Annotated in this window: 10 protein-coding genes; 3 read left to right on the top strand and 7 right to left on the bottom strand. The window is 72.9% G+C overall.

Annotation, left to right across the window (positions count from 1 at the left end):
* Positions 1–59 precede the first annotated feature (59 nt).
* Positions 60–1,292 carry a M64 family metallopeptidase gene (locus AB0O91_RS09700; protein WP_363429731.1) on the bottom strand — a complete coding sequence of 411 codons (1,233 nt, stop codon included), beginning with the start codon at positions 1,290–1,292 and terminating at the stop codon, positions 60–62.
* A 158-nt stretch (positions 1,293–1,450) separates the two neighbouring features.
* The gene (locus AB0O91_RS09705; RefSeq protein WP_363429733.1) at positions 1,451–2,683 is read right to left on the bottom strand and encodes a benzoate/H(+) symporter BenE family transporter; all 1,233 of its coding nucleotides are present in this window, start codon (positions 2,681–2,683) and stop codon (positions 1,451–1,453) included.
* Between the two features lie 200 nt (positions 2,684–2,883).
* Between AB0O91_RS09705 and AB0O91_RS09710 the strand changes: the two genes are divergently transcribed.
* Positions 2,884–3,795 (top strand): hypothetical protein, encoded by a 912-nt coding sequence (locus tag AB0O91_RS09710; protein ID WP_363429735.1) that lies wholly within the window; start codon positions 2,884–2,886, stop codon positions 3,793–3,795.
* Between the two features lie 87 nt (positions 3,796–3,882).
* Here AB0O91_RS09710 and AB0O91_RS09715 read toward each other — a convergent pair whose 3' ends face one another.
* From AB0O91_RS09715 to pdhA, 3 genes are read right to left on the bottom strand one after another with little or no spacing between them, the layout of a single operon-like run.
* Positions 3,883–5,307: a dihydrolipoamide acetyltransferase family protein gene (locus tag AB0O91_RS09715; RefSeq protein WP_363429737.1), complete on the bottom strand. Its 1,425-nt coding sequence runs from the start codon at positions 5,305–5,307 to the stop codon at positions 3,883–3,885.
* 15 nt (positions 5,308–5,322) lie between these two features.
* A complete protein-coding gene (locus AB0O91_RS09720; protein WP_363429820.1) occupies positions 5,323–6,300 on the bottom strand; it encodes an alpha-ketoacid dehydrogenase subunit beta in 978 nt (325 codons plus the stop codon).
* Positions 6,297–7,457, bottom strand: coding sequence for a pyruvate dehydrogenase (acetyl-transferring) E1 component subunit alpha (gene pdhA, locus AB0O91_RS09725; RefSeq protein WP_363429739.1), 1,161 nt, complete (start codon positions 7,455–7,457; stop codon positions 6,297–6,299). Before pdhA ends, AB0O91_RS09720 begins: the two co-directional genes overlap by 4 nt.
* 420 nt (positions 7,458–7,877) lie before the next feature.
* Here pdhA and AB0O91_RS09730 point away from each other — a divergent pair, with 420 nt between their 5' ends.
* Together AB0O91_RS09730 and AB0O91_RS09735 are read left to right on the top strand one after the other, a co-directional pair.
* Positions 7,878–8,537 carry a response regulator transcription factor gene (locus AB0O91_RS09730; RefSeq protein WP_363429741.1) on the top strand — a complete coding sequence of 220 codons (660 nt, stop codon included), beginning with the start codon at positions 7,878–7,880 and terminating at the stop codon, positions 8,535–8,537.
* A gap of 64 nt (positions 8,538–8,601) precedes the next feature.
* Positions 8,602–9,702: a phosphotransferase gene (locus AB0O91_RS09735; RefSeq protein WP_363429743.1), complete on the top strand. Its 1,101-nt coding sequence runs from the start codon at positions 8,602–8,604 to the stop codon at positions 9,700–9,702.
* A 4-nt stretch (positions 9,703–9,706) separates the two neighbouring features.
* Here AB0O91_RS09735 and AB0O91_RS09740 read toward each other — a convergent pair whose 3' ends face one another.
* The gene (locus tag AB0O91_RS09740) at positions 9,707–11,335 is read right to left on the bottom strand and encodes a protein kinase (RefSeq protein ID WP_363429822.1); all 1,629 of its coding nucleotides are present in this window, start codon (positions 11,333–11,335) and stop codon (positions 9,707–9,709) included.
* A 275-nt stretch (positions 11,336–11,610) separates the two neighbouring features.
* Complete coding sequence (locus AB0O91_RS09745) at positions 11,611–13,047, bottom strand: protein kinase (RefSeq protein WP_363429745.1); 1,437 nt, start codon at positions 13,045–13,047, stop codon at positions 11,611–11,613.
* Positions 13,048–13,217 lie beyond the last annotated feature (170 nt).

The following is a 13,217-nucleotide window of genomic DNA, read 5'->3' on the forward strand; positions in this document are numbered from 1 at the left end:
GCGAACGCCGCCGACGCCCGATTCCCCGCCGACGCCCGGCCCCCAACCGACGCCCGGTCTCAGCCGGTGACCGTCCAGGACACCGACCGCGTCATGTAGCGGTCCCGGAAGGCCTCGTCCCGCACCCAGTCGGTGGTGTCCCGGACGGTCGCCGTCACCGTCGCCGTCCGGCCCGGGGCCAGGTCCAGCAGTGCGGTGTCCAGCCGGCCGGTGTCCGCGGGCGGCGGGGTGACCGGGACGCCGTCCACCTTCCAGTCCACCGCGAGCTGCCGGGTGCCGGTCAGCGGCAGCGGCCGGACGTCCAGCCGGGGGCGTCCGGTGACCTCGCCGGGCGGCGGTGACGGCGCGTCGGTCGGCCGGACCTTGCGGTACAGCTCCTCGATGATCGCCTCGCGGGAGGGCAGGTTGTAGGCACTGCCCAGGGTGCGCATCACCGAGTCGGGGGTGGGCCGGTAGAGGCCGTTGGTGCTGCGGTACGCCCCGACGGTGCCGGCGCCGTCCGGCGAGACCGCGCCCAGCCAGCGCCACCACTTGGTCTGCTTCTTGCGCATGTCGTCGGCGTTGAGGGTGGAGAGGTTCGGGTAGTCGGCGTCGTCCGGGGCGCTGTCGTACTCGTCGCCGAGGTCCCCCACGGTGTGGCCGATCTCGTGCTGGATGATCCGCCCGGCGTCCGGGCTGCCCCCGGCCAGGGTGGTCACCCCGGTGCCCCCGGCGCCGCCGTACTCGGCCGAGTTGGCCAGCGCGATCAGGTACTGCGGCCCGGCGCCGTCCCCGGCGTAGCGGGCGGTGGCGCCCTCGTCGGCGCAGAGCAGCCGGGCGGTGCCCTCGCACCAGAAGTGCATGCCCAGCGGGGTGGCGGGGTGGCGGCCGCGGCCCTCGGACTCGGCTATCCCGGAGACCGGGGAGACCACCTCGACCCGCCGTATGTTGAAGAAGCCCTGGTAGGTGCGGAACGGCTCGATGTCCATCAGCGAGTGCCAGGCCTTGTCGGCCTGCTGCCGGAACACCTCCTGTTCGTCCGCGGTGTAGCCGTCGCCGAGCAGGACCAGGGTGATCCGGTTGGTCGGGTCCCCGGTCCGGCGTATGTCGAAGGTCGGCGCGGCCGCGACCGTCCGCTGGTCGGCGCGGAGCGCGGTGTGCGGCGGCAGCGCCCGGTCGGCGGGGACGCCGGCCCCGATCGCGCCGAACGGCGAGGGGCCGACCAGTTCCAGGGCGGCCGGGAGTACGGCGGTGGACACCAGCACGAGGGCGGCCAGACTCCGGACGAGACGGCCAGGGTTGCCAGCAGGCATTCGGGTGCGTCCTCGGGGCTCCGGTCACCCGGTGTCGCCCGGGTGGTGGAGCGGAGACGTACCCGGACCGGCGTGTCGCCCCCACCAACGGACGAAAATGTCACCGACCTGGCCGAACGATCCATATCGTTCCAGTCATACCAATCAATTACGGGGGCTCAGCTCCGCCGCCTCCACCCCCGGTCCAGCAGCAGGTGGGTGCCCAGCCCGAAGAGCAGTCCCCAGAAGGCCGAGCCGATGCCGAACAGGCTCATCCCCGAGGCGCTCGCCAGGAAGGTCACCACCGCCGCGTCCCGCCCGCGCTCCTCGGCCACCGCCGCCGCCAGGCTGCCCTGCAGCGAGGCCAGCAGCGCGACCCCGGCGATCACCGCGATCAGTTCCTTCGGCAGCCCGGTGAACAGGCTCACCAGCACCCCGCCGAAGCTGCCCACCAGCACGTACAGGACGCCCGAGGACATCCCGGCGACGTACCGGCGGCGCGGGTCCGGGTGGGCCTCCGGGCCCGAGCAGATCGCCGCGGTGATCGCCGCCAGGTTCACCCCCGGCGAGCCGAACGGCGCCACCAGCAGTGACATCGCGCCGGTGGCCCCGATCAGCAGCCGGTCGTCCGCCCGGTAGCCGAAGGCCCGCATCACCCCGAGGCCCGGCGCGTTCTGCGAGGCCAGCACCACGATCGTCAGCGGCAGCGCCAGGCCCACCACCGCGGCCCAGGAGAACGCCGGCGCCGTGAACACCGGCACGGTCGGCCCGCCGGCGCCCGGGTGCAGCGGCAGCCCGACGGTGACCGCCGCGAGCACCCCGCCGACCACCAGCGCGACCGGCACGGCGTACCGGGGCGCGAACCGCTTGGCCAGCAGGAAGGCCGCGAAGCTGCCCACCACCAGCACCGGCGCGCTGTGCACGGCGCCGAAGATCCCGGCGCCGAAGGAGAACAGGATGCCCGCCAGCATCGCGTTCACGATCCCCACCGGCACCGCCGCGATCAGCCGGCCGAACCAGCCGGTCACCCCGAACAGCGTCACCACCACGGCGCTCACCAGGAACGCGCCGACCGCCTCCCGGTACGGGTAGTCGCCCAGGCTGGTCACCAGCAGCGCGGCGCCCGGGGTGGACCAGGCGGTGATCACCGGCGTCCGGGTCCACCAGCTGAGGGCGAAGCCGCTCACCCCGCTGCCGATCGCCACCGCCCAGATCCAGGACGCCGTGTGCGGCGCGTCCAGCCGCCCGGCGGCCGCCGCCGCGAGCACCACCACCAGCGGCCCGGAGAACGACACCGCGACGCAGACCAGTCCGGCCAGCAGTGCCGGCGCCGAGAGGTCCCGCCGCAGCGACCGACACTCCCCGCCCTCGCCCGACCGCGTTGCCGGGCTGATCGTCAGTTCATCCGTCATTCCGGCAGTATCCCGAACCCCGTGCGGGGGCTCCCGAAAAAACTTTTCGATCCACCTGCAACCCCCTGCGGGGATGGACGTCTATCAGGGTGAAGGCACGGAGAGCGAGACCGGCGGAGCCGGGGGGCGCTTCCACTCACAGGAGTGGAGCCGGTCGTCTTCACCACACCGTCAGAGCCATGACCCTGGGGAGTCACGCCATGCGCACGTCCGTTATCAACCGTTTTGCGAAGAACGACCGCGCCTTCTCCGGCCGCCGCCGCATCGCCGTCCTCGCCGCCGCCACCGTCCTCGCCGGCGGCGTCCAGGTCATCGCCGCCGACACCGGCTGGGCCTGCGGCGACCAGCGCTACGACGGCACCCAGACGGCCACCAAGCCGACCGAGCCGTTCTCGGACTTCCTCTCCTTCGGCCACGACAAGAGCGTCGCCACGGACGGCAGCTGGACCGAGTTCGGCCTGTCGATGTCCAACGGCACCGGAGCCGACGTCGCCAGGACCGCCCCGGCGCTGGGCCTCGCCCCCACCACCTTCGGCACCCCCCTGCACACCAAGGACGTGCGGATCGAGGTCAAGCAGAACGGTGCCTGGGAGCCGCTCAAGCTCGACGCGGGCTGCATCGGGATCGACGCCGAGACCGACGGGCTGGCGCAGCCGCTGGCCGACCACCAGAGCAGGGACGTCTGGTTCCGGATCTCCCTCGCCCCCACCGCGTCCAAGGACCTGACCGGGCTGAAGCTGGTGACCAACGCCACCAACGACAAGTCCGCGCTGGAGTCCTGGGACCTCCACACCATGAAGGTCACCCACCCCAGGAGCGCGCCCGCCGCCGACGCCGCGGACCGGCAGGCTCCGGCCGGCAAGCCCGCGCCGGCCAAGCCCGCCGCCGAGAAGACCGCCACCGCCGAGAAGACCGCCGCCGAGGCCGCCCCCACCGCCCCCACCGCCCCCGCGACCGCCGCCCCCGCGACCACCGCCCCGGCCGGCACCCCGGAGCTCGCCCACACCGGCGCCGCCGGGACCGACACCTTCCTCGCCACCTCCTCCGCCGTGCTGCTCGCGCTCGGGGCCGGCGTGCTGCTCGCCGTCCGTCGCCTGCGCCGTCAGCGCTAGTCGGCCGACGGGTACGACGGAGGGGCCCTGTTCCGTACGGCGGTACGGAACAGGGCCCCTCGTCGTGTCCGGCTGTCCGGCGGGTCGTCAGCCCCAGGTGATCAGGCGCTTCGGGAACTCCAGCAGCCCGGCCACGTCGGCCAGCACCCGGGAGCCCAACTCCCCGTCCACCAGCCGGTGGTCGAAGGAGAGCGCGAGCGTGGTGACCTGGCGCGGGACGACCTTGCCCTTGTGCACCCACGGCAGTTCCCGGACCGCGCCGAAGGCGAGGATGGCCGCCTCGCCCGGGTTGAGGATCGGGGTGCCGGTGTCGACGCCGAAGACGCCGACGTTGGTGATGGTGACCGTGCCGCCCTGCATGTCGGCCGGCGAGGTCTTGCCCTGCCGGGCGGTCTCGACCAGCTCGCCGAGCGAAGTGGCCAGCCCGGACAGGGTCCTGGACCCGGCGTCCTTGATGTTCGGGACGATCAGGCCGCGCGGGGTGGCCGCGGCGATGCCGAGGTTCACCTGCCCCTTGACCACGATCTCCTGGGCCGCCTCGTCCCACTGGGCGTTGATCTCGGGGTGCCGCTTGATCGCCACCAGCAGCGCCTTGGCGACCAGCAGCAGCGGGCTGACCCGGACGTCCCGGCCCAGTTCGCCGCTCTCCTTGAGCCTGCGGACGAACTTCATGGTGCGGGTCACGTCGACCTGGACGAACTCGGTGACGTGCGGGGCGGTGAAGGCCGAGGCCACCATCGCCTGTGCGGTCGCCTTGCGGACGCCCTTGATCGGCACCCGGACGTCACCCGCGGTGGACACCGGCAGCGGCGCCACGACGGCCTCCGGCGCCTCGACCGCGACCGGCTCGACGGCCGGGGCCGCAGCGGTGGACCGGGCCGCGGCGAAGGCGTGCAGGTCCTCGCGGGTGATCACACCGTCCCGGCCGGTCGGGGTGACGGCCCGCAGGTCGATGCCCAGGTCCTTGGCCAGCTTGCGCACCGGCGGCTTGGCCAACGGCCGCTCATCGGAGGCGGGTTCGGCCACCGGCGGAACGACCGGTACGGCGACCGGGGCCACCGGCGCGACCGGGGCCGGCGCGGCCGCGGTGACGGTCCTGGTGGTGGTCCGGCGGGCCCGGCGCTGGGCGGTGCCGGTGCGCGGTCCGTACCCGACCAGCACCTCCCGCCGCTCCGGCTCCGCCTCGGCGGCCGGCGCCGGAGCCGGCACGGCGGCGACGGGCGCGGCAGCGGCGACCGGCGCGGCCCCCGCCTCCCCCGCGACCGCCACCGTGATGATCACGGTGCCGACGTCGACGGTCGCACCCGCCGGGAAGAAGAGCTGCTCGACGACCCCGTTGAACGGGATCGGCAGCTCCACCGCCGCCTTGGCGGTCTCCACCTCGCAGACGACCTGCCCGTCGGTGACGGTGTCACCGGGCTTGACGTACCAGCTGAGGATCTCGGCCTCGGTGAGGCCCTCGCCCACGTCGGGCATCTTGAACTCGCGGAGCGAGCGAACTTCGGTGGTCATCTTCGCTCCCCGGTATCAGTACGCGAGCGCGCGGTCGACGGCGTCGAGCACGCGGTCCAGGTCGGGCAGGAAGGCCTCCTCGACCCGGGACGGCGGGTACGGCGAGTGGTAGCCGCCGACCCGCAGCACCGGTGCTTCCAGGTGGTAGAAGCACTTCTCGGTGAGCCGGGCAGCCAGTTCGGCGCCCATGCCCAGGAAGACCGGCGCCTCGTGCACCACGACGGCCCGCCCGGTGCGCTTCACGGACTCCTCCAGGGTGGCGAAGTCGACCGGGGAGAGCGAGCGCAGGTCGACGACCTCCAGCCGGCGGCCGTCCTCCTCGGCGGCCGCGGCGGCCTCCAGGCAGACCTTGACCATCGGACCGTAGGCGATCAGCGTCGCGTCGGTGCCGGGCCGGACGATCCGGGCCTGGTGCAGTCCCAGGTCGGGGGCGTCCCCGACCTCGCCCTTGTCCCAGTAACGCCGCTTGGGCTCCAGGAAGATGACCGGGTCGTCGGACTCGACGGCCTGCCGCAGCATCCAGTGCGCGTCGTGCGCGCTGGACGGGGTGACCACCCGCAGACCGGCGGTGTGCGCGAAGTACGCCTCGTGCGACTCGCTGTGGTGCTCGACCGCGCCGATGCCGCCCGCGTACGGGATGCGGACGGTGACCGGCATCTTGACGTGCCCGAGCGCGCGGGCGTGCATCTTGGCCAGCTGGGAGACGATCTGGTCGAAGGCCGGGTAGACGAAACCGTCGAACTGGATCTCCACCACCGGGCGGTAGCCGCGCAGCGCGAGGCCGATCGCGGTGCCCAGGATGCCGGACTCGGCGAGCGGGGTGTCGATCACCCGGCCCTCGCCGAAGTCCTTCTGGAGGCCGTCGGTGATCCGGAAGACGCCGCCGAGCTTGCCGATGTCCTCGCCCATCAGGACGGTCTTCGGGTCGTTCTCCAGCGACTTGCGCAGCGCCTCGTTGAGCGCCTTGGCGATGCTCAGCTGACCGGCCATCAGTGGTTCTCCCCCGCCTCGAAGGAGGCCGCGTACTCGACGTACTCGGCCCGTTCCTCATCGACCAGCGCGTGCGGCTCGCTGTACACGTGGTCGAAGATCAGCGTCGGGTCCGGGTCCGGCATGCTGCGCACGCCCTCGCGCACCCGCAGGCCCAGCTGCTCGCTCTCGGCGTCGACGGCGGCGAAGAACTCCTCGTCCGCCAGGCCCTCCTTCTCCAGGAGGGTGCGCAGCCGCAGGATCGGGTCCTTGGCCTTCCAGGCCTCGGTCTCCTCGGTGGCCCGGTAGCGGGTGGGGTCGTCGGAGGTGGTGTGCGCGCCCATCCGGTAGGTGAAGGCCTCGATCAGCACCGGGCCGTTGCCGTTGCGGGCGTGGTCGAGCGCCCAGCGGGTGACCGCGAGGCAGGCCAGCACGTCGTTGCCGTCGACCCGGACGCCGGGGAAGCCGAAGCCGGAGGCGCGGCGGTACAGCGGGATCCTGGTCTGGGTGGTGGTGGGCTCGGAGATCGCCCACTGGTTGTTCTGGCAGAAGAACACCACCGGGGAGTTGTAGACCGAGGCGAAGGTGAAGGCCTCGTTGACGTCGCCCTGACTGGAGGCGCCGTCGCCGAAGTACGCGATCACCGCGTCGTCGGTGCCGTCCTTGGTGATGCCCATCGCGTAACCGGTGGCGTGCAGGGTCTGCGCGCCGATCACGATGGTGTACAGGTGGAAGTTCTTCTCGTTCGGGTCCCAACCGCCGTGGTTCACACCGCGGAACATGCCGAGCAGGTTCAGCGGGTCGACGTCGCGGCACCAGGCCACGCCGTGCTCGCGGTAGGTGGGGAAGGCGTAGTCGCCGGCGCGCATGGCCCGGCCGGAGCCGACCTGGGCGGCCTCCTGGCCGAGCAGCGAGGCCCACAGGCCCAGCTCGCCCTGGCGCTGGAGCGAGGTCGCCTCGCCGTCGAACCGGCGCACCAGCACCAGGTCGCGGTAGAGGGAGCGCAGCTCCTCGGGAGTGGTGGTGAGGGGGTAGTCCGGGTGCTCGACCCGCTCGCCTTCCGGCGTGAGCAGCTGGACGAGCTCCGGCTGGGCGTCCGTCCCCGTGGCGCGGAGGGTGTCAGGAACAGCGGGGGCCGCCTTCTTGCGAGCCCTCGCCGTGCTTTTGACGGTCACGTTCACTCCTCGGTCTGTCCGGCCGCCCGGGGTCGCCGGTGACCGGTCCGGTCACCGCCTCGCGGGGCGCGCGTGGGTGTGCGCACCTACTGCGTGGCAGGTGGTGATCCTGTTCCGACGGCGTCCCTCACGAGAACGTTACCCAGCGTCCGCCCTTGGCGCGCCTGCGCTAGGACGTCCTACTTGTTCAGGGCCGACAACCCCGAGGGTGCCGCGTCCGGCTCGCCGTCGGAAGGGTGGGGGTGACGGTCGGCGTGACGCAGCTCTCAATTCGAGCGCCTTCAGGACACCAGCGCACGTTATCCGGGCGGACGCCCGTGCGTAAGGGGGTTCTCGGTATCGGTTTCGGTCGGGTGTGGCCGGAACCCACCACCCCCCTGCTGGGCACGATAGGCCTTATGTAGGGTGATATGGGAGGCTTTGCACGTGACTGATAACGGACAAATCAGGGTGTTCCTGCTCGACGACCACGAGGTCGTCCGACGGGGCGTGCACGACCTGCTCTCCGTCGAGGACGACATCGAGATCGTCGGCGAGGCCGGCACGGCCGCCGAGGCGCTCACCCGGATCCCGGCGGTCCACCCCGACGTCGCGGTGCTCGACGTCCGGCTGCCGGACGGCAACGGGGTCGAGGTCTGCCGGGAGATCCGGTCCCGGCTGCCCGGGATCAAGTGCCTGATGCTGACCTCGTTCTCGGACGACGAGGCGCTGTTCGACTCGATCATGGCGGGCGCCTCCGGCTACGTCCTGAAGGCGATCCGCGGCACCGACCTGATCACCGCCGTGCGGGACGTCGCGGCCGGCCGCTCGCTGCTCGACCCGGTCGCCACCAGCCGGGTGCTCGCCCGGCTGCGCGACGGTGGCGAGAAGGAGGACGAACGGCTGTCCCAACTCACCAAGCAGGAACGACGGATCCTCGATCTGATCGGCGAGGGGATGACCAACCGTCAGATCGGCAACGAGTTGCACCTGGCCGAGAAGACGGTGAAGAACTACGTCTCCAGTCTGCTCGCCAAGATGGGCATGGAGCGACGCACCCAGGCGGCGGCGTACGTGGCGCGGCACCAAGCCGATCATCAGTACTGATACGGCACTTCACACATGTGACGGTTTGTCAAGGGCCCCCACCAGGGGGCCATAACCTCTGCACGTGACTTTCAGCCAGACCCTCGCCTGCGCCCCGGCCCGCCCCGACGTCTCCGCCCCGCCGATAGGGACCCTCAGTCCACCGGTCCCGCGCAGCGCACTCACCGAGGTCCTGGCCCGCTTCCGGGTGGGACGGCTGCTGACCGCCGAACCGGTCGCCGAAGGCCTGCTGAACCGGGGTTACCGGGTCACCGCCGAGGCCGGAACGTACTTCCTGAAGTGCTACGTCGACGCCGCCACCGCCAACCGTCCGAAGATCCTCGCCCACCACCGCGCGATGACCGACCTGCACGCCCTGGGACTGCCCGTGGCACCCCCGCTGAGCTGCTCCGGACGCGGCGGGACGGTGGCCGGCCTGGACGGCCGGCTGTTCGCGCTGTTCCCCTGGACCGATGGCCGACACCGGCACGGTACGGAGCTCGAACCCTCGCAGTGCGACGCACTCGGCGCGCTGCTCGGCCGACTGCACGGCGCACTCGACGAGGTCTGCGCCCCCCTCGACCAACCCGCCGGCTACCGCAGCGCCGACCCCCTGGACAGCGCCGAACTCGCCCGCGACCTGCGGCGCCGCGCCCACGAGCACCGCCCGTACGGCGCGCTGGACGCCCTGGTGGTGCAACGGCTCGACGAACGGCTGGAACTGCTCGCCGAACACGCCCACCGCCGGCCCGATCCGCTCGCCACCCCGCCCACCGGCTGGACCCACGGCGACTTCCACGGCCTCAACCTGCTGTACGCGGGGGAGCCGGACGGCGAGCAGGTCGCGGCCGTGCTCGACTGGGACAAGCTGGGCCCGCAGCCACGCGCCGAGGAGGCCGTCCGGGCCGCCACCCTGCTCTTCAACGACCGCACCACCGGCACCCTGGACCTGGTCCGGGTCCGCCGCTACTCCCAGGCCTACCGGGCGTCCGGCGCCGCCACCGCCGAGCAGGTGGCCGCCGCCGTCCACCGGGTCTGGTGGGAGCGGCTGAACGACTTCTGGATGCTCCAGTGGCGCTACCAGCGGGCCGACCACCGGGCCGACCCGCTCTACCCCGCCTCCGCGGGCCAGTTGGCGTGGTGGTGCCAGGAGTACGAGCAGGTCCTGGACGCCTTCGCCAACTGATCCGTCAGCCGTTGGCCGACTGCGGGCCCCCGCCGCCGGCACCACCGGCACCACCCGCGGCGCCACCCGCGGCGCCACCGCCGCCGCTGCCACCGGCCGACTTCGTCGTCGACGGCTGCGGCGGCTTCGGCGCGGTCGAGCCGGTGCCCTCGCCGGTCGACGTGGACGGCGAGGGGCTCGTCCCGCCGGTCGGCGTGGTGCTGGCGGTGGCCGAGTGGCTCGGCGTCGGGGACGGCGAGGTCGAGTGCTTGCCCGAATTCGGCGACGGCGACATGTTGTTGCCGCCGTTGTTGCCACCGCTGCTGCCGTACGTCCCGGTGTCGGCCGGCTGCGAGGGCCGCCGGCTGCCGGAGGTCGACGGCGGCTGGGTCGACTGGCCGTTCTGGGCCGGCGTGGTCGGTTCGAGGGCGCTGACCGCCGGCTCCGGCGTGCTGGGCAGGACGGGCGCCTTCCCGTCGCCGCCGCTGAGCGCGAAGGCGATCCCGGCCCCGGCCGCGACCAGCACGGCGACCCCGCCGGCCACCCAGGCCCACGGCCCGCGCCGCCGCCCGCCGTGGTCACCGTGGTCGTCATGGTCGTCGTGGTCGTCATGGCCGCCGTACGGGCCGCCCGCCCCCGGGTAGGGCGCGGGGGTGTGCGCGGCCCCCGGGTACGGCATGACCGAGGTCTGGTCGCCGGCCCCGACCGCGCCGAAGGCCTGGGTGGCCGCCGCCTGGTCCGGCCGGAGCACCTGGGTGGCCCCGGTGTCGCCGGGCATCCCGGCGGCCGTGCCGACCCAGCCGGCCCCGGCCGCGCCGTGCATCTCGCGCAGCGCGTGCTGCACGTGGGCGCGGAACTCGTCGGCGTCCTGGAAGCGGTCGTCCGGGTTCTTGGCCAGCGAGCGCAGCACCAGCGGGTCCAGGCCGAGCGGCACCCGGCTGTTGGCCTGCGACGGCGGCACCGGCGGGTCCTGGACGTGCTGGTAGACCACCGACAGCGGGGTGTCGCCGGTGAACGGCGGGCGCAGCGTGAGCAGTTCGTAGAGCATGCAGCCGGCCGCGTACAGGTCGGAGCGGTGGTCGACCGCCTTGCCCAGCGCCTGCTCCGGCGACAGGTACTGCGGGGTGCCCATGACCATGCCGGTCTGGGTCATCGTGGTGGCCCCGCCGGTCAGCGCCCGGGCGATGCCGAAGTCCATCACCTTGACCGCACCGGCGTTGGTGATGCTCACGTTGGCGGGCTTGATGTCGCGGTGCACGATGCCGTTGCGGTGGCTGTAGGCCAGCGCCTCCAGCACCCCCGCGATGATGATCAGCGCCTGGTCGACCGGCGGCGCGTCCTCGTCCACCAGCAGCTCGCGGACGGTGCGGCCCTCGACCAGCTCCATCACGATGTACGGCGTGGACTCGTCCCCGACGTACTCCTCGCCGGTGTCGTAGACCGCGACGATCGAGTGGTGGTTCAGCGCCGCGACGGCGTGCGCCTCACGGGTGAAGCGCACCCGGGCGACCTCGTCCTGCGCCAGCTCGCCGCGCAGCAGCTTCACCGCGACGGTGCGGCCCAGCCGCACGTCCTCGGCCGCGAACACCTCGGCCATGCCGCCGCGGCCGAGCCGGTGGGTCAGCCGGTAGCGGCCGTCCCCGACCGTGCCCATCGGGACCCCGCGGCCAGGGGTGTGCAGCCCGCCGACCCCGCCGAACGGCGGCAGCGCGGAGGTCGCGGCTTCACTGCCCGGCTCGGGGATCCGCGGCGTACCGCCGGTCGGTCCGTTCGCGCGGGCACCCGCCTCGTCGTCCGGCTGCTGCGTCTGTGCCATCGCTCCTCGCCCCGGGCGGTCGCTCGGAATCGCGGTGCCCTGTCGCCTACGTATCCCCGAACGCTACCGCTTCCGACGCGCACCCGTGACACGCGCGAAGCGGCGGGAAACGGTCAGACCAGCCCGTTCCGGTCGGCCTGCGGACCCACCAGCACGACCGCCGCCGGGCGCTCGGAGTGGAACCTGCCGTTGGTCGTGGTCTGCGCCTTGTTGACCACGATCGCGATGATGATGCCGGCCAGCACCAGCACGCCGACGATGATCGCGATCACCACGAAGGCCGTCGAGCAGCCGCCGCCGCTGGGCTTCGGCTGCTGGTACGGCGGCATCGGCTGCGGCCCGGGCGCGTGCATCGGCCGCTGCCCCCCGGACTGGAGGTACTGCGGCTGCGGCGTCTGCGGGGCCTGCGGGCGCGGGGTCTGGTAGGCCGGCGGCGGCGTCCGGTACTGCGGCTGCTGCTGGTAGGCGGGCGGCGGGGTCCGGTACGCGGGCGGCGGGGTCCGGTACTGCGGGTGCTGGGGGTGCTGCGGCGCTCCCCCCTGCTGGAGGAACTGCGGGTGCGGGGTCTGCGGCGCCTGCGGGGGCGGCGGCGTCGCGTGCACCGAGCGCGGACCCTCCTTGATCACCAGCGGGGAGCTCGCGTGCAGCGCGTGCCCGGCGCCGCCGCCCCTGAGCTCCGCGATCAGCCGCTCCGCCTCGTCCCGCATCGCGGCCGCGCTCTGGAACCGGTGCGCCGGGTCCTTGCGCAGCGCCTGGGCCACGAACCCGTCCACCACCGGGGTGATCGAGCGGTTCAGGCTGGACGGGGCCGGCGGCTCCTCCTGGACGTGCTTGTAGGCGATCGAGAAGGCCGAGTCGCCGTCGAAGACCAGCTGGCCGGTGAGCATCTCGAAGAGCATCACGCCGACCGAGTACAGGTCGGAGCGGGCGTCCACCGGCTTGCCGAGCGCCTGCTCGGGCGACAGGTACTGCGGGGTGCCGACCACCATGCCGGTCTGGGTCATCGAGGTGACGCCCGACTCCAGCGCCCGGGCGATGCCGAAGTCCATGACCTTGACGTTGCCCTTGCGGTCGAACATGACGTTGCCGGGCTTGATGTCGCGGTGCACCAGGCCCATGTCGTGCGAGGCCTCCAGCGCGTTCAGCACCCCGACGATGACCCGCAGGGCCTCCTCGGTCGGCATCGCGCCGTACTGCACGACCGCCTCGTTGATCGCCTCGCGCAGGCCCTTGCCGTCGATCAGCTGCATGACGATGTACGGCGTGCTGGAACCGTCCGGGGCGACGTCCTCGCCGCTGTCGTACACCGTGACGATGTTCGGGTGCTCCAGCCGGGCCACGGCCTGGGCCTCGCGGCGGAACCGCTCCTTGAACGAGTCGTCCCGGCCCAGCTCGCTGTGCATGCTCTTCAGCGCGACCTGCCGGTCCAGCACGCTGTCGTGGGCGAGGTGCACGGAGGCCATGCCGCCCTCGCCCAGCAGCCGCTGCAGGACGTAGCGGCCGTTGCCCAGGGAGGAGCCCTCGACCGCCGCGTTGCCGTGCTCGCTCATGGTGCTCTGCTCCCCCTCGGCGCGGTGGTGCTGCCGCAACCGTGACGTTCGGTCTCGTCCGTGCGTGGTGGGCCCGGCCCGCTGGCCCGGCGAACCCCTGTCGCGGCGGCTCGACCGGCCAGCGACAGGGGTCAGGGTATCGGCTTCCGCCGACGGTGATCGGTCCAGGG

It is taken from the genome of Kitasatospora sp. NPDC089797 (assembly GCF_040684795.1).
Classification (GTDB): domain Bacteria; phylum Actinomycetota; class Actinomycetes; order Streptomycetales; family Streptomycetaceae; genus Kitasatospora.